Annotated in this window: 27 protein-coding genes and 3 tRNA genes; 24 read left to right on the top strand and 6 right to left on the bottom strand. The window is 71.4% G+C overall.

The window, feature by feature from the left end; genetic code table 11:
• Nucleotides 1-173 (bottom strand): acyltransferase family protein (locus tag ACWXWW_RS15060; protein WP_455970657.1); only part of this gene is annotated, 173 nt, incomplete at its 3' end.
• Nucleotides 174-265: 92 nt separating this feature from the next.
• On the opposite strand from ACWXWW_RS15060, the gene ACWXWW_RS15055 reads away from it, so the two are divergent.
• The 7 genes from ACWXWW_RS15055 to ACWXWW_RS15025 all read left to right on the top strand — a co-directional run bounded on the left by ACWXWW_RS15055 (nt 266) and on the right by ACWXWW_RS15025 (nt 3,041).
• Complete coding sequence (locus ACWXWW_RS15055; protein WP_455970655.1) at nt 266-1,060, top strand: M15 family metallopeptidase; 795 nt, start codon at nt 266-268, stop codon at nt 1,058-1,060.
• A 125-nt stretch (nt 1,061-1,185) separates the two neighbouring features.
• Nucleotides 1,186-1,512, top strand: coding sequence for a hypothetical protein (locus ACWXWW_RS15050; protein WP_455970653.1), 327 nt, complete (start codon nt 1,186-1,188; stop codon nt 1,510-1,512).
• Between the two features lie 7 nt (nt 1,513-1,519).
• Nucleotides 1,520-1,747 carry a DUF7620 family protein gene (locus ACWXWW_RS15045; RefSeq protein WP_455970651.1) on the top strand — a complete coding sequence of 76 codons (228 nt, stop codon included), beginning with the start codon at nt 1,520-1,522 and terminating at the stop codon, nt 1,745-1,747.
• Entirely contained in the window at nt 1,744-2,079 is a 336-nt protein-coding gene (locus ACWXWW_RS15040; RefSeq protein ID WP_455970649.1) for a putative phage holin, read from the top strand. The genes ACWXWW_RS15045 and ACWXWW_RS15040 overlap by 4 nt, the downstream gene beginning before the upstream one ends.
• The gene (locus ACWXWW_RS15035; RefSeq protein WP_455970647.1) at nt 2,076-2,312 is read left to right on the top strand and encodes a hypothetical protein; all 237 of its coding nucleotides are present in this window, start codon (nt 2,076-2,078) and stop codon (nt 2,310-2,312) included. Before ACWXWW_RS15040 ends, ACWXWW_RS15035 begins: the two co-directional genes overlap by 4 nt.
• A gap of 136 nt (nt 2,313-2,448) precedes the next feature.
• Entirely contained in the window at nt 2,449-2,703 is a 255-nt protein-coding gene (locus ACWXWW_RS15030; RefSeq protein ID WP_455970645.1) for a hypothetical protein, read from the top strand.
• Between the two features lie 134 nt (nt 2,704-2,837).
• A complete protein-coding gene (locus tag ACWXWW_RS15025) occupies nt 2,838-3,041 on the top strand; it encodes a DUF3263 domain-containing protein (RefSeq protein ID WP_455970643.1) in 204 nt (67 codons plus the stop codon).
• A 109-nt stretch (nt 3,042-3,150) separates the two neighbouring features.
• Here the strand turns inward: ACWXWW_RS15025 and ACWXWW_RS15020 are convergent.
• From ACWXWW_RS15020 to ACWXWW_RS15010, 3 genes are all read right to left on the bottom strand, one after another.
• Nucleotides 3,151-3,223, bottom strand: a tRNA-Phe gene (locus ACWXWW_RS15020).
• A gap of 65 nt (nt 3,224-3,288) precedes the next feature.
• Nucleotides 3,289-3,362 (bottom strand) — tRNA-Asp (locus ACWXWW_RS15015).
• Between the two features lie 44 nt (nt 3,363-3,406).
• Nucleotides 3,407-3,479, bottom strand: a tRNA-Glu gene (locus ACWXWW_RS15010).
• Nucleotides 3,480-3,688: 209 nt separating this feature from the next.
• Here ACWXWW_RS15010 and ACWXWW_RS15005 point away from each other — a divergent pair.
• A complete protein-coding gene (locus ACWXWW_RS15005) occupies nt 3,689-5,185 on the top strand; it encodes a peptidoglycan DD-metalloendopeptidase family protein (RefSeq protein WP_455970641.1) in 1,497 nt (498 codons plus the stop codon).
• Nucleotides 5,186-5,249: 64 nt separating this feature from the next.
• Here ACWXWW_RS15005 and ACWXWW_RS15000 read toward each other — a convergent pair whose 3' ends face one another.
• Nucleotides 5,250-5,786 (bottom strand): inorganic diphosphatase, encoded by a 537-nt coding sequence (locus ACWXWW_RS15000; RefSeq protein ID WP_271174647.1) that lies wholly within the window; start codon nt 5,784-5,786, stop codon nt 5,250-5,252.
• Between the two features lie 119 nt (nt 5,787-5,905).
• On the opposite strand from ACWXWW_RS15000, the gene tilS reads away from it, so the two are divergent.
• From tilS to lysS, 13 genes are all read left to right on the top strand, one after another.
• Complete coding sequence (tilS, locus tag ACWXWW_RS14995; protein WP_282980422.1) at nt 5,906-6,928, top strand: tRNA lysidine(34) synthetase TilS; 1,023 nt, start codon at nt 5,906-5,908, stop codon at nt 6,926-6,928.
• Nucleotides 6,925-8,121 (top strand): hypothetical protein, encoded by a 1,197-nt coding sequence (locus tag ACWXWW_RS14990; RefSeq protein ID WP_455970639.1) that lies wholly within the window; start codon nt 6,925-6,927, stop codon nt 8,119-8,121. Before tilS ends, ACWXWW_RS14990 begins: the two co-directional genes overlap by 4 nt.
• Before the next feature lie 10 nt (nt 8,122-8,131).
• Nucleotides 8,132-8,683, top strand: coding sequence for a hypoxanthine phosphoribosyltransferase (hpt, locus tag ACWXWW_RS14985; protein ID WP_271174690.1), 552 nt, complete (start codon nt 8,132-8,134; stop codon nt 8,681-8,683).
• Between the two features lie 99 nt (nt 8,684-8,782).
• A complete protein-coding gene (gene ftsH / locus ACWXWW_RS14980) occupies nt 8,783-10,786 on the top strand; it encodes an ATP-dependent zinc metalloprotease FtsH (protein WP_271174650.1) in 2,004 nt (667 codons plus the stop codon).
• A gap of 11 nt (nt 10,787-10,797) precedes the next feature.
• Entirely contained in the window at nt 10,798-11,409 is a 612-nt protein-coding gene (gene folE / locus ACWXWW_RS14975) for a GTP cyclohydrolase I (RefSeq protein WP_271174651.1), read from the top strand.
• Nucleotides 11,406-12,197 carry a dihydropteroate synthase gene (gene folP, locus ACWXWW_RS14970; protein ID WP_455970637.1) on the top strand — a complete coding sequence of 264 codons (792 nt, stop codon included), beginning with the start codon at nt 11,406-11,408 and terminating at the stop codon, nt 12,195-12,197. The genes folE and folP overlap by 4 nt, the downstream gene beginning before the upstream one ends.
• A gap of 18 nt (nt 12,198-12,215) precedes the next feature.
• Nucleotides 12,216-12,578 (top strand): dihydroneopterin aldolase, encoded by a 363-nt coding sequence (gene folB, locus ACWXWW_RS14965; protein ID WP_374727764.1) that lies wholly within the window; start codon nt 12,216-12,218, stop codon nt 12,576-12,578.
• The gene (gene folK, locus ACWXWW_RS14960; protein WP_271174654.1) at nt 12,575-13,126 is read left to right on the top strand and encodes a 2-amino-4-hydroxy-6-hydroxymethyldihydropteridine diphosphokinase; all 552 of its coding nucleotides are present in this window, start codon (nt 12,575-12,577) and stop codon (nt 13,124-13,126) included. The genes folB and folK overlap by 4 nt, the downstream gene beginning before the upstream one ends.
• Complete coding sequence (locus ACWXWW_RS14955; RefSeq protein WP_271174655.1) at nt 13,123-13,608, top strand: DUF3180 domain-containing protein; 486 nt, start codon at nt 13,123-13,125, stop codon at nt 13,606-13,608. The genes folK and ACWXWW_RS14955 overlap by 4 nt, the downstream gene beginning before the upstream one ends.
• On the top strand, nt 13,562-14,254 hold the full coding sequence (locus ACWXWW_RS14950) for a PH domain-containing protein (RefSeq protein WP_455970634.1): 693 nt from the start codon (nt 13,562-13,564) through the stop codon (nt 14,252-14,254). The genes ACWXWW_RS14955 and ACWXWW_RS14950 overlap by 47 nt, the downstream gene beginning before the upstream one ends.
• Complete coding sequence (locus ACWXWW_RS14945; protein WP_455970632.1) at nt 14,251-15,903, top strand: PH domain-containing protein; 1,653 nt, start codon at nt 14,251-14,253, stop codon at nt 15,901-15,903. The genes ACWXWW_RS14950 and ACWXWW_RS14945 overlap by 4 nt, the downstream gene beginning before the upstream one ends.
• Before the next feature lie 5 nt (nt 15,904-15,908).
• Nucleotides 15,909-16,613, top strand: coding sequence for a DUF2520 domain-containing protein (locus tag ACWXWW_RS14940; RefSeq protein WP_271174657.1), 705 nt, complete (start codon nt 15,909-15,911; stop codon nt 16,611-16,613).
• Nucleotides 16,614-16,682: 69 nt separating this feature from the next.
• Nucleotides 16,683-18,200, top strand: coding sequence for a lysine--tRNA ligase (gene lysS / locus ACWXWW_RS14935; RefSeq protein WP_455970630.1), 1,518 nt, complete (start codon nt 16,683-16,685; stop codon nt 18,198-18,200).
• 2 nt (nt 18,201-18,202) lie between these two features.
• On the opposite strand, the gene ACWXWW_RS14930 is transcribed toward lysS, so the two are convergent.
• Nucleotides 18,203-19,330 (bottom strand): DUF4192 family protein, encoded by a 1,128-nt coding sequence (locus ACWXWW_RS14930; protein ID WP_455970628.1) that lies wholly within the window; start codon nt 19,328-19,330, stop codon nt 18,203-18,205.
• 145 nt (nt 19,331-19,475) lie between these two features.
• Between ACWXWW_RS14930 and ACWXWW_RS14925 the strand changes: the two genes are divergently transcribed.
• The 3 genes from ACWXWW_RS14925 to ACWXWW_RS14915 all read left to right on the top strand — a co-directional run bounded on the left by ACWXWW_RS14925 (nt 19,476) and on the right by ACWXWW_RS14915 (nt 22,358).
• Nucleotides 19,476-19,664: a hypothetical protein gene (locus ACWXWW_RS14925; protein WP_271174660.1), complete on the top strand. Its 189-nt coding sequence runs from the start codon at nt 19,476-19,478 to the stop codon at nt 19,662-19,664.
• Between the two features lie 64 nt (nt 19,665-19,728).
• Nucleotides 19,729-20,685 (top strand): TIGR03557 family F420-dependent LLM class oxidoreductase, encoded by a 957-nt coding sequence (locus tag ACWXWW_RS14920; protein WP_455970626.1) that lies wholly within the window; start codon nt 19,729-19,731, stop codon nt 20,683-20,685.
• Nucleotides 20,682-22,358, top strand: a complete 1,677-nt coding sequence (locus ACWXWW_RS14915; RefSeq protein ID WP_455970624.1) for an alpha-amylase family protein — start codon at nt 20,682-20,684, stop codon at nt 22,356-22,358. Before ACWXWW_RS14920 ends, ACWXWW_RS14915 begins: the two co-directional genes overlap by 4 nt.
• Nucleotides 22,359-22,394: the final 36 nt, after the last annotated feature.

Here is a 22,394-nt window from a genome sequence, read left to right as displayed (position 1 = left end):
ACCAGGCCCGAGGCGAAGAAGAACAGCGGCATGCGGAACGTGTCGAGCAGGTTGATGTACCTCGCCCACGCCGAACCTGCGCCCAGGGGTGCGAGCACCAGCGTCGCGTGAAACACGACGACCGCGATGATCGCGATGCCGCGGGCGGTGTCGACCCATTTCACGCGAGACATGGTGCCCGAGCCTACCCGGACACCGAACGACTTCCCAACCTCCCCGCGCTAGAAGCCGGGTGCGTTCCACCACCCAACAGAGAGGAGGCCGCATGGCCGACAACATCGTGAGGACCGATGGCTGGCCCGTCGCAGTCGGCACCGCGTCGGGGTTCGGTCGTCTCAAGGCAGCTTTCGACGCGGCTTTTCCCGGGGTGACGTTGCACGTCTACTCCGGGTACCGCTCCTATGCGGAGCAGGAGGCCATCTTCCGATCCCGCTACCGGGCCGGTGCGTACTCGCCGTTCGGGGACTACCGGTGGTGGAACGGGACGCGGTGGGGTCGTGTCTCCGGTGAGGGGACGGTCGCTGTCCCGGGCACGTCGAACCACGGCAACGGACGCGCGCTCGACATCCGCGACTCCGGGAACGACGCCGGAGTGACCCGGGCAGGGAACGCTCGGTCGAACTGGATCCGCGCGAACGCGCACCGATTCGGGTTCGACCCCGCGGGCTACGGGTTCGGGGAGCCGTGGCACATCGAGCTCGACGGGAACCTCGACCCCTGGCAGGGCGGTGCCCCGGCCGGAACAGACCAGGGCGCAGCGGCGCCCGCAGACGACGACGGCACGGCCGTCACGACTCCCGAGGGGGACGACATGGCAACCACCGATCACCGCTTCTACCGCCACCAGAAGGACGGACGCGTGTTCGTCGTCGCCGGCGGCAAGAGCGTCGACCTCAACGAGGCGGATGCCCGGAAGCTCATCGACATCCAGCGGCTCAACCACAAGCTGAACCCGGACTACTTCCTGCCCGCCCCGGAATTCAAGAAGCCGGAGACGTTCTTCAACCTCGACCAGGCGGGCTGGAACCTGCTCCGAGCCCTCTACCCGCCCCGAGGCTGACCTGTGGTGGCCCGGCAGGTCGTGGCCCGGCGAGCAACCCTCGTCGCGGTCACGGCCCTCACCATGTGGGCGCTCGGTATCGCAGGGTGCGCGTGGATCGTCTCACGCACATACGGAGGTAACGCATGATCGAACTCCCAATGGGCATCTGGAACCTCACACCCATCGGCGGGCTCGTCGGAGTGATCGTGATCCTCTACTGGCTGCTCGCGTCCGGGCGACTCGTCCCGCGCTCCACGCTCGAACGGATCGAAGCGACGAACGCGATCGTCGTCGCGGCGGAGAAGAAACGCGGCGACGAGTGGAAGGAGACCGCCATCGACCAGCGGGCGGTGAACCAGGAGATCCGCAAGCAGAACACACTGCTCCTCGAAGCCACCCGCACCTCGGCACACTTCTTCTCGGCGGTGACACCGCAGGTCGACGGGGAGGTGCCTCGTGTGGCCCCGTAAGCGCCGCGTGCGCACCCCAGTGCCGACCGTCGAGCAGGTCGAGCAGCGCCTCGAGCAGTCCGACGTCGGAGAAGCCCGAGAGCTGCGGCAGGAAGCGACGGATGAGATGCGTGTGCTGAAAGCGCAGTCGTCGACCGTCGCTGTCCTCGCGGACAAGCTCATCGAGCGCCGGAAGATGAACCGTTTCGGCGAGGAGCTGACGGTCTCGTGGACACCCAGGAGGCTGCACGGATGACAGACACGCTCATCATGGACGTCGGTGACATCGTTATGACGGTCACCATGCTCGGGACGGCCGCGTTCGCTGTCTCCTATGCCGTGTTCTTCAACTGGCGGAAGACGCAGGCCGGCAAGTCTCTCATGTACTTCGTGCTCGCCCTGGTCCTGTGGGCCGGTTTGAGTACGTTCACTCGCCTCGTCGGGGGCGAGTTCCCCGGGCGCCCGTATGTGCGCCTGGCCGTGTTCCTCGCGATCCTCGCGACGGTCATCCGGCTGCTCGTCGTCCTGTGGCGACGGTGGCGGAACACGCCCCAGCGAATCGAACCCCGAAACAAGGAGACGCCATGAGCATCCCCAGTAACCAGACCCCGAACGTTGTCATCGAGAACCCGAAGACGCGTCGGGTCATCCGCACCGTCCTCGACGTTCTCGGTCTGGCGCTCGCTACGACCGTTGCCGTCGACCTCGCCTCGGAGGCGTTCGACATCGTCGCCTTCACCGCCCCCATCACGGCAGGCCTGATCGTGCTCCGCTCCGGCGTCGGGCTCGGCATCGACAACCCGAACACGCCCACCGCCTGACTTCAACGAATCCGCCCCGTCTCAGCGACCCTGCTGGGGCGGGGCGATTTCGTGTTCCGCTTAACTTCCCACCCAGTGAAGCAGAACACTTACGCATATCGGGCAGGTGTCCGAACATGCGTCTACACTCCACCCCATGCACGACTACCACCCCATGCTCCGCACCCAAGAAATCAACCCCGGACACTGGATCATGGGCGACAGCGTCTCCGGCACCTACGCCGAGATCGAACTCCGCCGCGTCAAGATCGGCGTCCGCTACAAGGTCACCGTCCACGGGGAAGTCGCAGGGTGGACAACCACGTTCAAAGACGCATGCGAAGGCGCACACGCGAGGCATGTGAAGATCCAGGACGCGAAGTATGCCGGACCACCCAACGGGCGCCGCTAACCCAGGTACTCGAGCAGCATCCGGATCAGATCGTCCACGTCCTCAGCACCCGCCACGGCCAGCAGGTCGCGAACCTCAGACGGCGTCAACATGGTGATGATCGTATGTCCGTGGTCCGCGAGAGGATCACCCTCATGCCGACCATGCCCACACTCATCGACTTCGAAACCCAGCACCCCGGACACGACTGGATCAAAGAAGAGAAGATCCGGGATGAGCTCGGCACCACGCCGGCCCGCTACTACGTCCTCCTACACCGGGCAGCGATGAGCGCGGAAGGCATCCGGCACAACGCCCTCACCTGCGGACGGGTGCGGGCACAGATACGCGCGGCCTAGCCCCCGCGGAATCGCGTTAGATTACGATTCGGATACACGGGCGGATACACCGAGCGGGGTTCGCGGTAGGTTGATACAGGAAAACCCCGGGCTAAGCCGGGGTTCCTTGTGGCTCCGACGGGCGTCGATCCCGTGACCTCACGATTTTCAGTCGTGCGCTCTACCAACTGAGCTACAGAGCCGAGCTGCAGAAAACTGCCGCTTCCTAGACGAAAGGCCTTCTCGAAAGAAGGCCCGTCGCTTGGAGCGACCCTGACGGGACTTGAACCCGCGACCTCCGCCGTGACAGGGCGGCACGCTAACCAACTGCGCTACAGGGCCATGAATGTGCTTTCGCACACGATTTTCAATTGTATCAGCTTGAGTGACCCCAACGGGATTCGAACCCGTGCTACCGCCGTGAAAGGGCGGCGTCCTAGGCCGCTAAACGATGGGGCCGCGGTGTGAACCCGGGGCTCACGCTTGCCGACGATCAAGCATACGCAGACGCTCTCCGAAAATCCAAACCGCGCCCGCGCGCCGGGCGTGCCGCGCCGCCGATCCGGGTGAGGATGGCTCTGTTCCGCGCCCCGAAGCGGATCTTTCATAGTGCCAGAAGTGAATGATGTTGCTACTGTTGCGGATGTGATTGGCCGGAGAAGGGTGTGATGGAAGCCGAGAAGAATCTCGCGGAAGAGTGCGGCTGTGCGCCCACCGCCGCTGAGCGACGCATTCTCTGGAACCCCATCTCGCGGCGCAACGCCCTCGTGATGGGCGCGCTCGGCGTCGCCGCCATCGGCGCGGCGACCGCCACGAGCCCCTTCGGCCCCGGTGTCTCCGGCGCGTTCGCCGCGTCGTACAACCCCGACGACTATCCCTCCTGGGAGGACGTCGAGGCAGCCCGCAACAACGAGGCCGCCAAGGCGGCCGAGGTGCAGCGCATCGAGGGCCTCATCGCCGGTCTCAAGCAGCGCGTCGCCGAGACCCAGGCGGCCGCGAAGGCCGCGGCCGACGCCTACTACGCCGCACAGCAGGCCTTCTACGAGGCGGCCTACCGCGCCGACGAGCTCCAGAAGCAGGCTGACGAGCAGGCCGAGAAGGCTGATGCCGCCGCGCTGACCGCGGCCCGCCTCGCCGCGCAGCTCTCGCGCTCGGGCGGAGACGACACCTCGCTCGAGCTCCTCTTCGCCGGCTCGGCCGAGAACGCCGACCAGCTCCTCACGCAGCTCGGCCAGATGGACAAGCTCATCGAGCGCAACGAGTCCGTCTACGCGGAGGCCGCGTCAGCCCGCGACTCCGCGCAGTCCCTGAGCGATCAGGCCGAGGTGGCCCGCGCCGAGCGCGACCGCCTGCAGAAGATCGCCGAGGAGAAGATGGTCGCCGCCCAGGAGGCGCAGCAGGCCGCCGAGGCCGCACTCGCCGACCAGGAGGAGAACCTCATCACCCTCGAGGCACAGCTCGCGGCCCTCAAGGACACGACGAGCAAGACCGTCCAGGAGTACCAGGAGGGCGTCGAGGCCAAGCGGAAGTACGAGGAGCAGCTCCGCCGCGAGGCCGAGGAGCGCGCCCGCAAGGAGGCCGAGCGGCAGCGCGAGCTCCTCCGCCAGCAGCAGCTCGAGCAGCAGCGCCAGCTCGAGCAGCAGCAACAGCAGCAGAACAGCGGCGGTGGCGGCGGCGGTGGTGGAGGCGGCGGCCAGCAGGCACCCGCCGACAACGGCGGCGGGGGCGGCACGACCCAGCCCGGAACGGGCGGATGGGTGCGCCCCAACAACGGCACGCGCACGTCGGGCTACGGCCCGCGCTACCAGATCTGCGGCTCGAGCTACTGCTCGTCGTCCTTCCACGCGGGGGTCGACCTCGCCGCCGGCTGCGGCGCGGGCATCTACGCGGCACACTCGGGCACGGTCGTCTACGCCGGCTACAACGGCGGCTACGGCAACTACATCCACATCGACAACGGCGACGGCACGGGCACGGGCTACGCGCACATCGTCGACGGCGGCGTCCTCGTCGGCTACGGACAGTGGGTCGAGGCCGGCCAGCTCATCGCCCTCGAGGGCAACACGGGCAACTCGTTCGGCTGCCACCTCCACTTCGAGGTCTACGTCAACGGCGCGACGGTGAACCCGATCGACTTCATGGCGGCGCGCGGCATCTGGGTCTGACCGCCGGACACGCGAAGGGCGCCTGCCGGCCGGCAGGCGCCCTTCGCGTATCCGCAGCGCGGGATCAGGAGCGGGAGTCGGGCAGCTCGCCCTCGCCCTGCGTGCGCGTCTGGCCCTCGTGCTCCTCGAAGCGCTCGAACGCCTCCTTGACGAGGCGCTCGGCCTCGGCGGCGTTCGCCCACTCGTCGACCTTGACCCACTTGTTGGGCTCGAGGTCCTTGTAGTGCTCGAAGAAGTGCTCGATCTCCTTGCGGGTGTACTCCGGGAGGTCGTCGACGTCCTGGATGTGGTCCCAGCGCGGGTCCTTCGCGAGCACGGCCACGACCTTGTCGTCGCCACCGGCCTCGTCGCTCATCTTGAGCACGGCCACGGGGCGGACCTTGGCGCTCACGCCCGGGTAGATCGCGTGGTCGAGCAGCACGAGCACGTCGAGCGGGTCGCCGTCCTCGCCGAGGGTGTTGTCGAAGAACCCGTAGTCGGTCGGGTAGCCGAAGGTCGTGTAGAGCACGCGGTCGAGGTACACGCGCCCCGTGCCGTGGTCGACCTCGTACTTCACGCGGCTGCCGCGCGGGATCTCGATGACTGCGTCGTACGCGCCCATGCGAGTGGTGTCCTCTCGTAAGGAAATCTGACGTCAGCAAGCGTAGCCGCGCCCGCGAGCCGCGACGAAGCGGGGTCCGCGGGGAGGGCGATCCGCCGCGGGCGGACTACCGTTGACGCGTGCTCGATCCCGCCATCGCCGCCGTCCGCCTCGCCGTGCGCACCGCGCTCGCTCCGCTGGAGGGATCGGCCGCGACCGTCCTCGTCGCCCTGTCCGGCGGCGCCGACTCGCTCGCGCTCGCAGCGGCCGCCGCCTTCGAGGCCCCGCGGCTCGGCCTCCGCGTCGTGAGCGTCACGGTCGACCACGGGCTGCAGGAGGGGGCGGCGGAGGTCGCCGCGCGAGCCGCCGAGCAGGCGCGGATGGCCGGGGTGACGGATGCCCGGATCGTGCGCGTCGAGGTGGGCGCGGAGGGCGGCCCCGAGGCCGCCGCCCGGACGGCGCGCTATGCGGCCCTGCGCGAGGCCGCGGCGGAGACCGGCGCCGTCGCCGTGCTCCTCGGCCACACCCTCGACGACCAGGCCGAGACCGTCCTCCTCGGGCTCGCGCGCGGCGCGGGCGCGGGGAGCCTCGCGGGCATGGCCCCGCGCCGCGCCGAGCGCGGACTGGCCTGGATCCGCCCGCTCCTGGCCATCCGACGCGAGCAGACCCACGGCTTCTGCGAGGCCTCGGGGCTCGAGCCGTGGCACGATCCCCACAACGCCGACGCGCGCTTCTCGCGGGTGCGGGTGCGGCGCGCGGTCCTCCCCATGCTCGAGGCCGAGCTGGGCCCCGGCGTCGCGCTCGCGCTCGCCCGGACGGCCGAGCAGCTGCGCGAGGACAACGAGGCCTTCGCCGAGATGATCGACGAGACGATCGAGGACATCGTCGAGCACATCGAGGCGGGCATCGCGATCTCGGTGCCCGCGCTCGCCGCCAACCCGCCCGCGCTCCGGCACCGGATCATCCGCCACGTCGCGCAGAGCGAGTTCGGCGCGAGCCTCACGCGCACGCAGACCCTCGAGGTCGCGCGGCTCGTCTCCGACTGGCAGGGCCAGGGGCCGATCGACCTCCCGGGCTTCGTCGCCGACCGGCGCGGCGCGCTCATCGCGTTCACGGCCCGCGGCGCGGAGCAGGGGAGCGAGGAGCAGGGGGGCGCGGGGTGAGCGGACCGCGCGACATCGAGCCCCTCCCGGTCGGGCCGGCGCTCGCGTTCGCGGCTGGCCTCGCGCGGACGACGGGTGGGGCCTTCGTCGCCTCGGGGATCGTCTTCGTCGTCGTGCTCGTCACGGGCATCATCGGCGAGGAGGCGTACTCCCTCCCGTCGGTGTTCGACGCGATGCTCCGCGCGCTCATGGGCGGCGTCCTCGTCGTCACGGGCGCCGCGCTCCTCGTCGAGCTGCTCCGCGGCATCGCCGAGCGGAGGATGCGGCTGCGCGCGGCCGAGCGCCGGCACGCCCAGCCGGCCGCGCCGCGCGTGCCGGTCGTCGAGGCGCGGCGCCTCCGCGAGGATCCGTACGGCGGCATCATGGTGCTCGCCTGGTTCGCCGTCGTCCTCGGCCCCGTCACGGCGCTCGTCGACCTCGTCTCGGGCTTCGACTACGACGGCATCGCCCTGCTCGCCGGAGTGGGGATCACGCTCGCCGCGGTCGCGCTCTTCACGCTGCGCGGCTGGCTCGGCCGGCGCTGGGAAGCGCGGGTGAAGCGCCTGCCGGGGCCCGGCGGCGGCGCGCGGATGGCCCATCCGCGGCCCGCAGGCGCGAAGCGGCGCCAAGGGCGGTGGGCCGCAGCGGGCTTCGCGCTGCAGCTCGGCGCCTACGTGTTCTTCGCGGGCGTCCTGCTGCGCCAGCCGTGCCGCGACTGCGACCCCGTCGACTACGGCGGCGGCCCGATCGAGGGCGTCATCGATGCGCTGGTGAGCGTCGGCGGGGTGCTGATCCTCATCCCGATCGCCCTCCTGCTGCTCTCGACGGTCCCGTTCCTCGTCCGCACCGCGGTCCTCGAGCGGCGGACGCTCCGGGCCGCGCGCGAGGGCGCCCTCTCGCCATCCGCGGACGTCGACGCGCAGCTGACCGGAGCCGGCGCGCTCTCGCACCTCGCGTCGGGCCTCACCGTGATCGGCTTCCTGCTCGTCATCCTCGGCGCGACCCCGTGGACCGTGCTCGCGAACGACTCGGCGGGCGACGACGACATCGCGGCGCTCGCGGCCTTCCAGCCGCTCCTCGCCCCCGGCTGGGCGCTCATCGCCGCCGGGCTCGCGGCGGGCATCGCCGCGGTCGTCGAGACACGTGCGCGGAGGGCCGCGATCCACCGCGCGCTCCTGCACTACGACGTCGGGGTCGCAGCGGAGGAGTCGTAAGATGGCCTCCATGCGTGCTGCCGACATCTCCGGTGACCTCGACCGCGTTCTCGTGACCGAGGAGGAGATCCAGGCCAAGCTCCGCGAGCTCGCCGCCCAGGTCGAGAAGGACTACGAGGGCAAGAAGCTCCTCCTCGTCGGCGTGCTCAAGGGCGCCGTCATGGTGATGGCCGACTTCATGCGCTGCCTCACGCGCGAGGTCGTCATGGACTGGATGGCGGTGTCGAGCTACGGCACGAGCACCAAGTCGAGCGGCGTCGTGCAGATCCGGAAGGACCTCGACACCGACCTCGAGGGCTACCACGTGCTCATCGTCGAGGACATCATCGACTCCGGCCTCACCCTCAGCTGGCTGCTCAGCAACTTCGCCTCGCGCGGCGCCGAGTCGATCGAGGTGCTCGCCCTCCTGCGCAAGCCCGACGCGGCCAAGGTCGAGATCGACTGCCGCTACCTCGGGTTCGACATCCCCAACGAGTTCGTCGTCGGCTACGGCCTCGACTACGCCGAGCACTACCGCAACCTGCGCGACGTCGCCGTGCTCGCGCCGCACGTCTACGCCTGACGTACGCCGTGGGCGAATCCCAGTCGGCGCATAGACGCGCCGGGGTAGCCTGAGACGACTACGCGCTCGTCGCGTCGACGGGAGGAAGTCACCCCAGGTATGGACGTCAAGAAGCTCACTCGCAACCCGCTGATCTACATCCTGCTGGTCGGCGTGCTGCTGATCGTCGGGTTCTCGCTCGTGTCCAACCTGGGCGCCCCGCGCCAGGTGTCCACGCAGGAGGGGCTCGAGCTGCTGGACGGCGACACCGTCAGCAAGGTGCTCATCACGGATGGCGACCAGCGCGTCGACATGACCCTCACGAAGGCCTACGAGGGCGCCACGGACGTGCAGTTCTACTACGTCTCGGCGCGTGCCGAGGAGGTCGTCGACGCGGTCGAGGCGGCGGCTCCCGCCGACGGCTACGACGACGCCGTGCCGCGCGCGACGATCTGGGACAGCCTGCTGTCGCTGGCCATCCCGATCCTCCTGCTCGGCCTGCTCTTCTGGTTCCTCATGTCGAGCGCCCAGGGCGGCGGTCGCGGCGTCATGCAGTTCGGCAAGTCGCGCGCGAAGCTCATGAGCAAGGAGCACCCCGACGTCACGTTCGGCGACGTCGCGGGCGCCGACGAGGCCATCGAGGAGCTCCAGGAGATCAAGGAGTTCCTGAAGGACCCGGCGCGCTTCCAGGCGGTGGGCGCGCGCATCCCGAAGGGCGTGCTGCTGTACGGCCCTCCCGGCACCGGCAAGACGCTGCTCGCGCGCGCGGTCGCGGGCGAGGCGGGCGTGCCGTTCTACTCGATCTCGGGCTCGGACTTCGTCGAGATGTTCGTCGGCGTCGGCGCGAGCCGCGTGCGCGACCTCTTCAACCAGGCCAAGGAGAACTCGCCGGCGATCATCTTCATCGACGAGATCGACGCCGTCGGCCGGCACCGCGGCGCCGGCATGGGCGGAGGCCACGACGAGCGCGAGCAGACGCTCAACCAGATGCTCGTCGAGATGGACGGCTTCGACCCCAAGGTCAACGTCATCGTCATCGCGGCGACGAACCGCCCCGACATCCTCGACCCCGCGCTTCTGCGCCCCGGCCGCTTCGACCGCCAGATCGGCGTGGACGCGCCCGACCTCAAGGGCCGCCTGCGGATCCTCCAGGTGCACAGCCGCGGCAAGCCGCTCGCCGACAACGTCGACCTCGAGGTCGTCGCGCGCAAGACGCCCGGCTTCACGGGCGCCGACCTCGCGAACGTGCTCAACGAGGCGGCCCTCCTCACGGCGCGCTCGAACGCCCAGCTCATCGACGACCGCGCGATGGACGAGGCGATCGACCGCGTCATCGCGGGCCCCCAGCGCCGCACGCGCGTCATGAAGGACAAGGAGAAGCTCATCACGGCGTACCACGAGGGCGGCCACGCCCTCGCCGCGGCGGCGATGAACCACTCCGACCCCGTCACGAAGATCACGATCCTGCCGCGCGGCAAGGCCCTCGGCTACACGATGGTGCTGCCCCTCGAGGACAAGTACTCCGTGACGCGCAACGAGCTCCAGGACCAGCTCGCGTACGCCATGGGCGGCCGCGTCGCCGAGGAGATCGTCTTCCACGACCCCACGACCGGCGCGTCCAACGACATCGAGAAGGCGACGAGCATCGCCCGCAAGATGGTCACGGAGTACGGCATGACGACCGCCGTCGGCCCCGTCAAGCTCGGCAGCGGCAGCGGCGAGGTCTTCATGGGCCGCGACATGGGCCACGGCCGCGACTACTCGGAGCGCATCGCCGAGCACATCGACGAGGAGGTGCGCGCGCTCATCGAGCTCGCGCACAACGAGGCGTACGAGGTGCTCAACGCGAACCGCGACATCCTCGACAAGCTCGCCCTGGCCCTCCTCGAGCACGAGACGCTCGATCACGTCCAGATCGAGGAGATCTTCAAGGACATCAAGAAGCTGCCCGAGCGCCCCCAGTGGCTCTCGTCGAGCGATCGACCGGTGTCGGCGCTGCCGCCCATCGATGTCCCGCGCAAGCGCCAGCACGACGGGATCGCCGCTTCGACGACGGCCGAGAGCTCGCCGTCGCAGCCCGCGACCCGGCCGGCGTCCGGTCACGCGCGGCCCGCGACGGCCTGAGGACGCGACGCGTGACCGTCGATCGGGAGCGCGTCGCGGCGCTCACCCGCGAGCTGCTCGTCGCGATCGGGGAGGACCCCGATCGCGCGGGTCTGCGGCAGACCCCGCAGCGCGTCGCCGACGCGTACGCCGAGTTCTTCGCGGGCGTGGGCCAGGACGCCGCCGAGCCCCTCGCGCACACCATCAGCGTCAGCCGCGGCCCCGCGCCGGACACGCTCCCGTCTGGCGCGGTCCTGCTCCGGGGCGTGCGCTTCCGCTCGGTCTGCGAGCACCATCTGCTGCCGTTCATCGGGCACGCCCACATCGCCTACCTCCCCGGTGAGCAGGTGGTCGGCCTCGGCGCGCTGCCGAAGGTCGTCGACGTGCTCGCCGCGCGCCCGCAGGTGCAGGAGCGGCTCGGCGAGCAGATCGCCGACACGATCGCGGGCTCGCTCGACACCCGCGGCGTCGTCGTCGTGCTCGACGCCGTCCACCAGTGCGTGACGATGCGCGGCGGCCGTCAGAGCGACAGCTCGACGGTGACGGTGGCGGCCCGCGGAGAGCTCGCCGAGCCCGCGGCGCGGGGCGAGATCGTGTCGCTCATCGCGCTCGGGGGCGGAATCGCCCACGAGGACCTCGCATGAACTCCATCTGGGGCATCGTCAACGTCACGCCGGACTCGTTCTCGGATGGCGGCGCCCACTACGCGGCCGACGACGCGATCGCGCACGGCCGGCTTCTGCGCGAGGGCGGCGCGACCGTGCTCGACGTCGGCGGCGAGTCGACCCGTCCCGGCGCGGAGCCGGTGGGCGCGGAGGTCGAGATCGCGCGCATCCTGCCCGTCATCCGCACCCTCGCGGCCGACGGCGCCACCGTGAGCGTCGACACCTACCGCGCCGCGACCGCCGAGGCCGCGATCGACGCAGGGGCCGCGATCGTCAACGACGTCTCGGGCGGCCTGGCCGATCCGGCGATCCTCGATGTCGTCGCCGAGCGGGGCGTCGACATCGCCCTCGGCCACTGGCGCGGCCCGTCATCCGACATGTACGCGCAGGCGACCTACACGCACATCGGCCGCGAGGTCGCCGACGAGCTCTCGGCGCGCGCGGAGGCCGCGATCGCCGCGGGCGTTGCGCGCGAGCGGGTCATCCTCGACCCGGGCATCGGGTTCGCGAAGCGCGGCGAGCAGAACTGGGCGCTCCTGCGGGAGCTCGACGCGATCGTCGGCCTCGGGTACCGGGTGCTCGTCGGGACATCGCGCAAGCGGTTCCTCGCCTCGGCGCTCGGCGAGGAGACGACCCTCGAGCGGCGGGATCTCGCGACAGCGGTCACGAGCGTGCTCGCCGTGCAGGCCGGTGCGTGGGGCGTGCGCGTGCACGACGCGGCGGCGACCCGCGACGCGCTCGCGGTCGCACGGGAATGGAAGGGCTGAGGGATGAATCCATTCGACATGATCGAGCTCCGCGGGCTCACCGCCTTCGGGCGCCACGGCGTCTACGAGGCCGAGCGCGCGGAGGGGCAGGACTTCACCGTCGACCTGCGGCTGCACGTCGACACCGCCCGTGCCGCCGAGACCGACGACATCGCCGACACCGTGCACTACGGCGAGCTCGCCGAGAAGGTCGTCGCGATCGTCGAGGGCGAGCCGGTCGATCTCATCGAGACGCTCGCGCACCGCATCGCCGACGCGGTGCTCGAGGACGAGCGCGTGCACGGCGTCCTCGTCACCGTGCACAAGCCGCACGCGCCCATCCGCGCGCGCTTCTCGGATGTCTCGGTCACGGTGCACCGCCTGCGTCAGGAGCGCGCATGACCGCCGGCCGCCGCCCCGACCCGCCGCTGCGCCCCCTCGCGGCGCCGCCCGCGCCTCGCCGCCGTGAGCCCGTGACCGCCGTCGTCGCGCTCGGCGCGAACCTCGGCGACCGCGCGGCGACCCTCGCCGCCGCCGTGCGCGAGCTCGACCGGCTGCCGCTCACGGATCGGGTGGTCTGCTCCTCCGCCCACGAGTCCGTCGCGGTCACGCTGGACGGCCCCGATGCCGAGGCGCCGGCGTACCTCAACGCCGTGGCCCTCGTGACGACGCGCCTCGCGCCGAGCGTGCTCCTCGGGTTCCTGCACGCGATCGAGGAGCGGCACGGGCGTGTGCGCCGCGAGCGCTGGGGCGACCGGACCCTCGACCTCGACCTCGTGGCCTACGGCGACGTCGTCTCCGACGACCCCCGGCTCACCATCCCGCACCCGCGGGCAGCCGAGCGCGACTTCGTGCTCGGCCCGTGGCTCGAGGTCGACCCCGACGCCGAGCTCCCTGGTGCCGGACGCGTCGACGCCCTCCTCGCGCGACTCCGCGGAGCCGCGCCGTGAGGCGGACGAGCCTCCTCGCGCTCCTCGTCGCCGCCCTGCTGGGCGGAGGCGGCGGCTTCCTGCTCGACCACCTCCTCACCTCGTCGGGACGCTCGACCTTCGCGCCCTCGCTCATGCTGCCCGTGCTCCTCGTGCTCCTGGGCGCCCTGTGCCTCGCGCTCGCGTGGCCCGTGCGCCGCTCGGTGCGCGACCCCGACGCGCCGCGCATCGACCCGTTCCGCGCACTGCGGATCGCGATGCTCTCGAAGTCGGCGAGCATCGTGGGGGCCGCCGTCACGGGCGCAGCGCTCGGCCTCCTCCTGTACGGCGCGACGCGTCCTGTGGCCCCCGCGCTAGGGTCGTTGGGGACGACCATCGCGAGCGCGATCGCGGGCGCACTGCTCGTGGGCGCGGCGCTGCTCGCAGAGCATTTCTGCACGCTGCCGAAGGATCCAGATGAGCGACAGCCCGACGACACCCCAGCCGGACTCGAACCAGACTGACCCCCAGACCCCGACCCCGCTCACGCGCGCCGAGGCGCGCGCGGCCGCAGCCGCGCCATCCGCACCCGCACCGGACGCAGCCGCGCCGGAGGTATCCGCCGGACCCGCACAGCCCGAGGTGCTCGACGCCGGCACCTTCACCGCGATCCGCGAGCCCCGCGGCGCCGGCCGACTCGCTCTCGACGGGGCGTGGCATCAGATCTCGCCCAAGTACGTCGTGTCTCAGCTCGTGCAGAACGCGATCTTCCTCGCGATCGTGTGGGCCGCGGCCTTCGTCGTGGCCGAGGTGGCGCGCCTGGGCATGTGGGCGTGGATCGTCGCGGGCGCGATCACGGTCGTCACGCTCCTGACCCTGATCGTGCTGCCGCGGCAGGCGCGCGCGCTCGGGTACATGCTGCGCGACGACGACATCGTGTTCCGCAAGGGCATCCTGTGGCAGCGGATGGTCGCGGTGCCCTACGGCCGCATGCAGCTCGTCGACATCACGCACGGGCCCATGGACCGGGCGTTCGGCATCGCCAAGCTCAAGATGGTGACCGCCGCCGCGACCACGGGCGTGGAGATCCCCGGGATCAGCCAGGCGGCGGCCGAGGCGCTGCGCGACACGCTCATCGAGGTCGCCGAGACGCGCAGGACCGGGCTGTGACCGGTCAGCCTCCCACCGCGGCGGAGACAGCCGAGGCGCCCGTCCTCCCCGGCGGCGGTTCGTCTTCGCTCGCCGACGGCGCCTGGCACCGGCTCCACCCGCTCACGCCCCTGTTCAAGGGCGGGCTCGTGCTGCTCATCGTCGCGGGCATCGCGATCGGGAATGCGCGTGACCGGATCATCTTCTGGGTCGTCTCCCTCTTCACTCCCGAGGAGGCGCACGTCGAGGACTACGCGGGAGGGGACCCCTTCGACTGGGTGCTCGCGAACAACCTCATCCTCGTGGCGCTCCTCGCCCTCGTGGGCGTGCTCGCGGTGCTCGTCCTCGCGTTCTGGCTCGTCTGGCGGTTCCAGCAGTTCCGGATCACCGACGAGCACGTCGAGGTGCGCAAGGGCATCGTCTTCCGCTCGCACCGGCGGGCCCCGCTCGACCGCGTGCAGGGCGTGAACCTCACGCGCCCGTTCCCCGCGCGCCTCATCGGGATGGCCAAGCTCGAGGTCGTCGGCGCGGGCACCGACGCGAACGTCGCCCTCGAGTACCTCGCCACCCCGCGCGCGGAGGCCGTGCGCTCCGACATCCTCCGCCTCGCCTCGGGAGCGCGCGCCGCGCGGGAGGCCGCGCGCACGGGGCAGCCAGCGCCGCGCCCCGGTGCACGCGGACAGCTCGTCGGACACCTCAACGACGGCGTGAGCGGCCTCATCGAGGGAGTCGACCTCTCCGACGTCGCGCCCGAGAGCGTCGTCAAGATCCCCACGGGCCGCCTCATCGGCTCGCAGGTGATCAGCGGCGTGCTGTGGCTGGTGTTCTTCGGCCTCCTGTTCGCCGTCGTCATGGCCTTCCTGCTCCCCATCGCCCTGGCCGACGGCGAGGGGCTCATCGTGCTCCTCGGCGCGGGCCTCGGCACCGGCATCCCGCTCGTCCTCACGGCGGTCGCGATCACGTGGGCGCAGATCTCGAAGTCGCTGCGCTACGCGATCGCCCCGACGCCCGACGGCGTCCGCATCACCTACGGCCTGCTCACCACGGTCACCGAGACGCTCCCTCCGGGCCGCATCTTCGCGGTCGAGGTCTCGCAGTCGCTCCTGTGGCGGCCGTTCGGATGGTGGACCATCAAGATCAACCGGATGTCCGGCAAGAGCGCCGCGCAGCAGCAGTCGGGCAGCGCGCAGCAGTTCAACGTCGTCCTGCCGGTCGGCAAGCGCGCCGACGTCGAGCGCGTGCTCGCGCTCATCCTCCCCGACGCCCCGGTCGAGGATCTCCCGCTCGTCTGGGAGCACGGCATCCTCGGCCCGATCGAGGGCGACCCGTACCGCACGATGCCCGCGCGCGCCTGGTGGCGCCGCCCGGTCTCGTGGCGACGCCACGGATACGCGATCACCGACTTCGGGCTCCTGCTGCGGCGTGGGCGCGTCTGGCGCAAGCTCGCGATCTTCCCCCTCGCGCGGCTCCAGGGCGTCTCGATCGCGCAGGGCCCCGTCGACCGCCTGCAGCGCGTCGCGTGGGGGCAGGCGCACACGGTCGCCGGGCCCATCTCCGGCCAGGTCGTCGGCCTCGAGCGCGACGACGCCATCGCGCTCCTGCAGCGCGCGAGCCGCGGGGCGGTCGAGGCGGCATCGCGCGATCACACGCATCGCTGGGGCGAGAGGTAGGGCGCGTGCGACGCGACGGACGCCTGGGGGTCGGCATCATCGGGGCCGGTCGGGTCGGCCCCGTGATCGGCGCCGCGCTCGCGGGCGCGGGGCACGCCATCACCGGCATCACCGGCGGATCCGACGACGATCGCGCGTCGGCCGTGCTGCCCGACGTGCCGGTGCTCGACCCGCTCGAGGTGGTGCGCCGGTCGGAGCTCGTGGTCCTGGCCGTTCCGCGCGCTGAGCTGCCCGGCCTCGTGCAGGGGCTCGCCGACATCGGCGCGTGGCAGATGGGGCAGCTCGTCCTGCACACGGACGCGTCGTTCGGCATCGAGGTGCTCCGCCCCGCGGCCGAGAAGGGCGCCATCCCGCTCGCCGTGCATCCCGCGATGGCGTTCACCGGGACGACGATCGACCTCCGTCAGCTCGCCGCCTCGTACGCCGCCGTCACGGCGCCGCCCGCCGTGCTGCCGATCGCGCAGGCGCTCGCGGTCGAGCTCGGCTGCGAGCCCGTCGTCGTCGCGGAGGACGACCGGCCCGCCTACGCCGAGGCGATCGAGACGGCGTCGGCGTTCTCGCGTCAGATCGTGCACCAGGCCACGGGCCTGCTCCGGGGGATCGGCGTCGAGAACCCGGGCGGCTACCTCTCCGCGCTCGTGCGCTCGACGGTCGACCAGGCGCTCACCGAGGCGACCCCGGCCATCCCCGATCTGCCGCCCGAGGACTGAGCCCGCCCGCAGGGAGCGCCGAGGCCTGCTGACTAGACTTGACGGCAGACTTTCCTGAGGAGCTTTTGCATGTCTGAGACGCCCGCCGAGAACGCCCCCGAGACCGAGGAGGACGTGTTCGAGCAGAAGGCGGTGCGCCTCGCCAAGCGCGAGCGCCTGATCGCCGAGCGCGCCTCCGCCGCGGGCGGCGCCTACCCGGTCACCGTGCCCGTCACGACGACGATCCCGGCGCTGCGCGCGGAGTACGGCGACCTCGAGCCGGGCGCCGAGACGGGCGTGATCGCGGGCGTGGCCGGCCGCGTCGTGTTCAGCCGCAACACGGGCAAGCTCTGCTTCGCGAGCCTGCAGTCGGGCGATGGATCGCGGATCCAGGCGATGGTCTCCCTCGCGAACGTCGGCGACGAGTCGCTCGCGCGCTGGAAGGAGCTCGTCGACCTCGGCGACCACGTGTTCGTGACGGGCGAGGTCATCTCGAGTCGCCGCGGAGAGCTCTCGATCATGGTGACGGACTGGCAGATCGCCGCCAAGGCCGTGCTGCCGCTGCCGAACATGTACACGGAGCTCAGCGAGGAGAGCCGCGTCCGCAGCCGGTTCCTCGACCTCATCGTGCGGGATCAGGCGCGCACGACCGTGCGGGCACGCGCCAAGGTGAACGCGAGTCTGCGCGCCACCTTCGAGCAGCACGACTTCGTCGAGGTCGAGACGCCCATGCTGCAGGTGCAGCCGGGCGGCGCGACCGCGCGCCCGTTCATCACGCACTCGAACGCGTTCGACACCGAGCTGTACATGCGCATCGCGCCCGAGCTCTACCTCAAGCGCGCGGTCGTCGGCGGCATCGACCGGGTGTTCGAGATCAACCGCAACTTCCGGAACGAGGGCGCCGACTCGACCCACAGCCCCGAGTTCGCGATGCTCGAGGCGTACCAGGCGTACACCGACTACAACGGCATCGCCGACCTCACGCAGGAGCTCATCCAGAACGCCGCGATCGCGGTCGCCGGCGACACGAAGGTGACGTGGGCCGACGGCACCGAGTACGACCTCGGCGGGCAGTGGGACCGCGTGCCCATGTACCCCTCGCTCTCGGAGGCCTCGGGCGTCGAGATCACGCCTGAGACCTCGCTCGACGAGCTCGTGAAGCTCGCCGAGGCGAACGGCGTGGACGTGCCCCCGCACGCGACCCACGGCAAGCTCGTCGAGGAGCTCTGGGAGCACTTCGTCAAGCAGCACCTGACGCGCCCGACGTTCGTGATGGACTTCCCCGTCGACACGAGCCCCCTCGTCCGCGAGCACCGCACGACACCCGGCGTCGTCGAGAAGTGGGATCTCTACGTGCGCGGCTTCGAGCTCGCGACCGGCTACTCCGAGCTCGTCGACCCGGTCATCCAGCGAGAGCGCTTCGTCGAGCAGGCGAAGCTCGCCGACCGCGGCGACGACGAGGCCATGCGCATCGACGAGGAGTTCCTCCGCGCGCTCGAGCACGGCATGCCGCCGACCGGCGGGATGGGCATGGGGATCGACCGCCTGCTCATGGCGATCACCGGGCTCGGCATCCGCGAGACCATCCTCTTCCCGCTCGTCAAGTAGCGTCACGGGCGCTCGAACGCCCACGGCGGCAGGTAGCTCGCCTCGAGCATCGACGCGATGATGCTCGCGAGGCCGTGCTCGGGGTCGATCTCGGCCACGAGGGCGACGTAGCGGGCCGCGTGCGTCGCCCGGCCGAGCGCCCAGCTGAGCCAGGCCGCCGAGACGAGCGGGCCCACGCGCGCCTCGCGGGGTGCGGCTGCCGCGAGCCTGCGGACGAGGGCGAGCGCGCGCTCGAGCCGGTCGGCGTCGGGTCGCGGGCCCTCGCCCATGAGGCGGACGGGGCCCGTCGGCTCGGCCCGGTGCCCCGCCCGCCAGCGCTCGTTGAAGGCCAGCGTCTCGTACCCCTCCTCGATGTCGGCGCTCCACTGCGAGAGCGCGACGTCGCGGAAGAACGGGCGGTTGAGCGCCCACGCGACCGCGCCGGCGAGGTACGGCTCGAGGGCCTCGACATCCCAGGCCAGGCTCTCCTCGAACACCTCGGGGATCTGCCCGAGGAGGCATGCCGTCGCGAGCGCGCGCGGGTGGATGCCGGCGATGCCGCTCTCGTCGCCGTCGCTGCCGAGGGCCGCGCACGCGCGGTCGATCTCGGCGAGCGCGCGGCCCAGGCGCTCCTTCTCAGCGAGGTCGCATGCGGGCAGCTCGGCGCCGTCGCCCTGATCGGCCCGCACGGGTGTCGGCTCGACACCCTCGGGCAGCGCTCCCTCGAACGCGATCTCGTCGAGGGGGCGCCCATGCTCGGGTGAGGGATCGTCGAGGTACGAGCCCCAGCCGTCGGCCGCGACGCACAGCGCGTCGACGACCTCGACGCCGCAGTGGTCGGCGCGCTCGCGGAGGTAGCCCATGAACCCCTCGAACGCGATCGCACCGTCGCGGTCGACGAACGGGTCGTCGGTGTACACGACCGCAGCGAAGCGCCCGGCGTCGGGCAGGCGGCACACGATGCCGAGCGCGGTCGCGGCGACCTCTCCCCACGCCTCCTCGTCCTGCGGGAGGTCGAGCCGTGCGACGCCGGCGGTGCGGCCGTCGACGATGGGGACCACGACGAGGCTGAGGCGCGGCACGTAGCCGCACACGTGGGGGAGGACCGAGAGGAAATTCTGCGCGGATCGCGCGGGGATGATCGTCGTCATGCTCCGAGGCTCGCGCGCCGGGTGGCCGCGGACCCCGATCCGCCGGGTGCTGTGGAGGCCAGGACGGAGCGCCGCGGTGCTGTGCACGCGGCGTCGATCCGCGCACGCCCGGGTTTCTCTCGACCACGCCTCGTAAGATGGGCGCGTGGACAGTTTCTGGGTGGCGGCGCTGTGGTCGCTCGCGCCCACCGTGGCGATCGCGATCGTGTTCTGGCTCATCCTCCGGAACATCCTCCGATTCGACCGCACCGAGCGCCGCACGTACGCCGCGATCGAGGCCGAGGAGCGCGCCAAGCGCGGACTCCCGCCGCGCGCGGACGGCGAAGCGGGCTAACGCCCGGCCGCGCGGCCTGTCAAGGCACTCCCGCGCGGGCCGTGTGCACGCGACCCTGGAGGCCATGTTCATCGGCTATCACGCGTCGCACGAGCAGCTCGCGCCGAGCGAGCTGCTGTCGTCCGTCCAGCTCGCCGAGCGCGTCGGCTTCCACGGCGCCATGTGCTCCGACCATCTCGCGCCGTGGGGCGTCGCGCAGGGGCACTCGGGGTACGCGTGGTCGTGGCTCGGCGCCGCGCTCGCGCTCACGCGCTTCGGCTTCGGCGTCGTCACGGCGCCCGGCCAGCGCTACCACCCTGCCGTCGCCGCGCAGGCGATCGCGACCCTCGCCGAGATGTTCCCCGGGCGGTTCTGGGCCGCTCTCGGCAGCGGAGAGCTCGTGAACGAGCACGTCACGGGCGATCCGTGGCCCGAGAAGGGCGAGCGCGATCGGCGTCTCGACGAGAGCGCGTCGGTCATCCGCCGCCTCCTGCACGGGGAGCGCGTCGACCACGACGGCGCCGTCCGCGTGCACGACGCACGCGTGTGGAGCCTGCCCACCGCGCCGCCCCTGCTCGTCGGGGCCGCGATCTCCCCCGGCACGGCCGAGCGGGTCGCGGCCTGGGCGGATGGCCTCATCACGACCGGCACGGACGCCGCGGCGCTCGCGGACGCGATCGGCGCCTACCGCGCGGCCGGAGGGCGGGGCGAGGTGAGCCTCCAGGTGCACCTGAGCTTCGCGCGGACCGCCGACGACGCGGCGGCGCTCGCGCGCGACCAATGGCGACATGGGGCCGTGACGCGCGTCTCGCCCTGGGATGTCGCGCAGCCCGAGGACTTCGACCGGCTCGCGGCGGAGTCCGACGCCGACCCCGCCGAGTCGGTCATCGCGGGGGTCGAGCCGCACGAGATCGCCGACAGGGTGCGCGCGCTGTGCGCCGGCGTCGACCGCGTCTACCTGCACCACATCGGGAAGGATCAGCGGCGGTTCGTGGAGGAGGACGCCCCCGCGCTCATCGCCGCGCTGGAGGAGGCCTCATGAGGCGGGAGAACATCGCGGACCTCTGGTGGCGGTCGTCGGTCATCTACTGCCTCGACGTCGAGACGTTCCTCGACGCGGACGGAGATGGCACGGGCGACCTGCAGGGGCTCGCCCGCGCGGTCGACTACATCGCCGATCTCGGGGCGGACGTCATCTGGCTCATGCCGTTCTACCCGACGCCGAACCGCGACGACGGCTACGACGTCACCGACTTCTACGGGGTCGACGCGCGCTACGGCACGCACGGCGACCTCCTCGAGGTCATCCGGCTCGCGCACGATCGCGGGATCCGCGTGATCGTCGACCTCGTCGTGAACCACACCTCCGACGAGCATCCGTGGTTCCAGTCCGCGCGCAGCTCCCGGAAGTCGCCCTACCGCGACTTCTACGTGTGGCGCGACGAGAAGCCCGAGAACGACGCCAACACGGTGTTCCCGGGCGAGGAGTCGAGCATGTGGGAGTGGGAGCCGCGCACGCGGCAGTACTTCCTGCACAGCTTCTACCGCCATCAGCCCGACCTGAACTTCGGGAACCCGCGCGTGCGCGACGAGATCGCGAAGGCGATCGCGTTCTGGCTGAGTCTCGGGATCGACGGCTTCCGCGTCGACGCGGTCCCGTTCCTCATCGACGTGCCGCACGAGGGCGTCGCCGATCCGCACGAGTACCTGCGCGACATCAAGCGCTTCCTGCGGCGGCGCTCGCCGCAGGCCGTCCTCCTCGGCGAGGTCGGTCTCGATCACGCGGGCCAGGAGCCGTACTTCGGGGCCGGAGGCGACGAGCTCGATCTGCAGTTCGACTTCGAGACGAACGTCGCGATGTACCTCGCGCTCGTCCGCGAGGATCCCGAGCCGATCGTCCGCGCCATCCGGAGTCGCATGGCGCCCTCCTCCGATGTCGGCTGGGCGATCTTCCTCCGCAACCACGACGAGCTCTCGCTCGAGCTGCTCGCCGAGGACGAGCGCGCCGAGGTGTTCGATGCGCTCGCGCCCGACGAGGATCAGCGGGTGTACGGGCGCGGCATCGTGCGGCGGCTCCCGCCCATGCTCGGCGGCGATCCGCGGCGCGTGCGACTCGCGTACAGCCTGATGTTCTCGCTGCCCGGCGCGACGGCGCTGCTCTACGGCGAGGAGATCGGGATGGGCGAGAACCCCGCGCTCGAGAAGCGCCGGGCCGTGCGCACGCCCATGCAGTGGACCGCGCAGGGCGGCTTCTCGACGGCGGAGGCTGCGGAGCTCGTCGCGCCGTTCCCCGAGGGCGGCTACGCACCCGAGCACGTGAACGTCGCCGACCAGCGGCGCGATCCCGCCTCGCTCCATCGCTTCATGCGCGCGATCATCGCGGCGTACCGGGCGACGCCCGCGATCTCGTGGGGCGCGTTCGAGGTGCTCGAGCACGACGCGCCGTCCGTCCTCGTCCACCGGATGCGCTCCGACGTGGGCGACGCGCTCTTCGCGCACAATCTCGGCGGAAGCCCGGCGACCGTGCGGATCCGCCTCGACGAGGCCGACGACGCGGTGCTCATCGACCTGCACGGCGAGAGCGCGCCGCTCGAGGTGAGCGACCCCCTCGAGCTCGCGCTCGACGGCTACGGGTACCGGTGGTTCCGGCTGCGCAGGGAGTCGGACATCGGCCCCGACGAGGCGGGGCCGACCGTGCGCGGGCACGCACCCTGAGCGCAGGGGCGCCCCGCACCCGCGGGGAGGAGCGGG

Source organism: Microbacterium sp. KNMS (assembly GCF_053851835.1).
Note: the sequence above shows the minus strand (reverse complement) of the source record. Positions and strands in the feature narration are given on the sequence as shown.

Bases quoted from the DNA above. Each gene is read 5' to 3' on its own strand.
- ACWXWW_RS15055 (WP_455970655.1), top strand. From the start codon at position 266: ATGGCCGACAACATCGTGAGGACCGATGGCTGGCCCGTCGCAGTCGGC.
- lysS (WP_455970630.1), top strand. From the start codon at position 16,683: ATGTCTGAGACGCCCGCCGAGAACGCCCCCGAGACCGAGGAGGACGTG.
- ACWXWW_RS15050 (WP_455970653.1), top strand. From the start codon at position 1,186: ATGATCGAACTCCCAATGGGCATCTGGAACCTCACACCCATCGGCGGG.
- ftsH (WP_271174650.1), top strand. From the start codon at position 8,783: ATGGACGTCAAGAAGCTCACTCGCAACCCGCTGATCTACATCCTGCTG.
- folB (WP_374727764.1), top strand. From the start codon at position 12,216: ATGATCGAGCTCCGCGGGCTCACCGCCTTCGGGCGCCACGGCGTCTAC.
- ACWXWW_RS14920 (WP_455970626.1), top strand. From the start codon at position 19,729: ATGTTCATCGGCTATCACGCGTCGCACGAGCAGCTCGCGCCGAGCGAG.
- ACWXWW_RS14950 (WP_455970634.1), top strand. From the start codon at position 13,562: ATGAGCGACAGCCCGACGACACCCCAGCCGGACTCGAACCAGACTGAC.
- ACWXWW_RS14915 (WP_455970624.1), top strand. From the start codon at position 20,682: ATGAGGCGGGAGAACATCGCGGACCTCTGGTGGCGGTCGTCGGTCATC.
- folK (WP_271174654.1), top strand. From the start codon at position 12,575: ATGACCGCCGGCCGCCGCCCCGACCCGCCGCTGCGCCCCCTCGCGGCG.
- ACWXWW_RS15040 (WP_455970649.1), top strand. From the start codon at position 1,744: ATGACAGACACGCTCATCATGGACGTCGGTGACATCGTTATGACGGTC.
- ACWXWW_RS14930 (WP_455970628.1), bottom strand. From the start codon at position 19,330: ATGACGACGATCATCCCCGCGCGATCCGCGCAGAATTTCCTCTCGGTC.
- ACWXWW_RS15035 (WP_455970647.1), top strand. From the start codon at position 2,076: ATGAGCATCCCCAGTAACCAGACCCCGAACGTTGTCATCGAGAACCCG.
- ACWXWW_RS15000 (WP_271174647.1), bottom strand. From the start codon at position 5,786: ATGGGCGCGTACGACGCAGTCATCGAGATCCCGCGCGGCAGCCGCGTG.
- ACWXWW_RS15025 (WP_455970643.1), top strand. From the start codon at position 2,838: ATGCCGACCATGCCCACACTCATCGACTTCGAAACCCAGCACCCCGGA.
- folP (WP_455970637.1), top strand. From the start codon at position 11,406: ATGAACTCCATCTGGGGCATCGTCAACGTCACGCCGGACTCGTTCTCG.
- ACWXWW_RS15030 (WP_455970645.1), top strand. From the start codon at position 2,449: ATGCACGACTACCACCCCATGCTCCGCACCCAAGAAATCAACCCCGGA.
- hpt (WP_271174690.1), top strand. From the start codon at position 8,132: ATGCGTGCTGCCGACATCTCCGGTGACCTCGACCGCGTTCTCGTGACC.
- ACWXWW_RS15005 (WP_455970641.1), top strand. From the start codon at position 3,689: ATGGAAGCCGAGAAGAATCTCGCGGAAGAGTGCGGCTGTGCGCCCACC.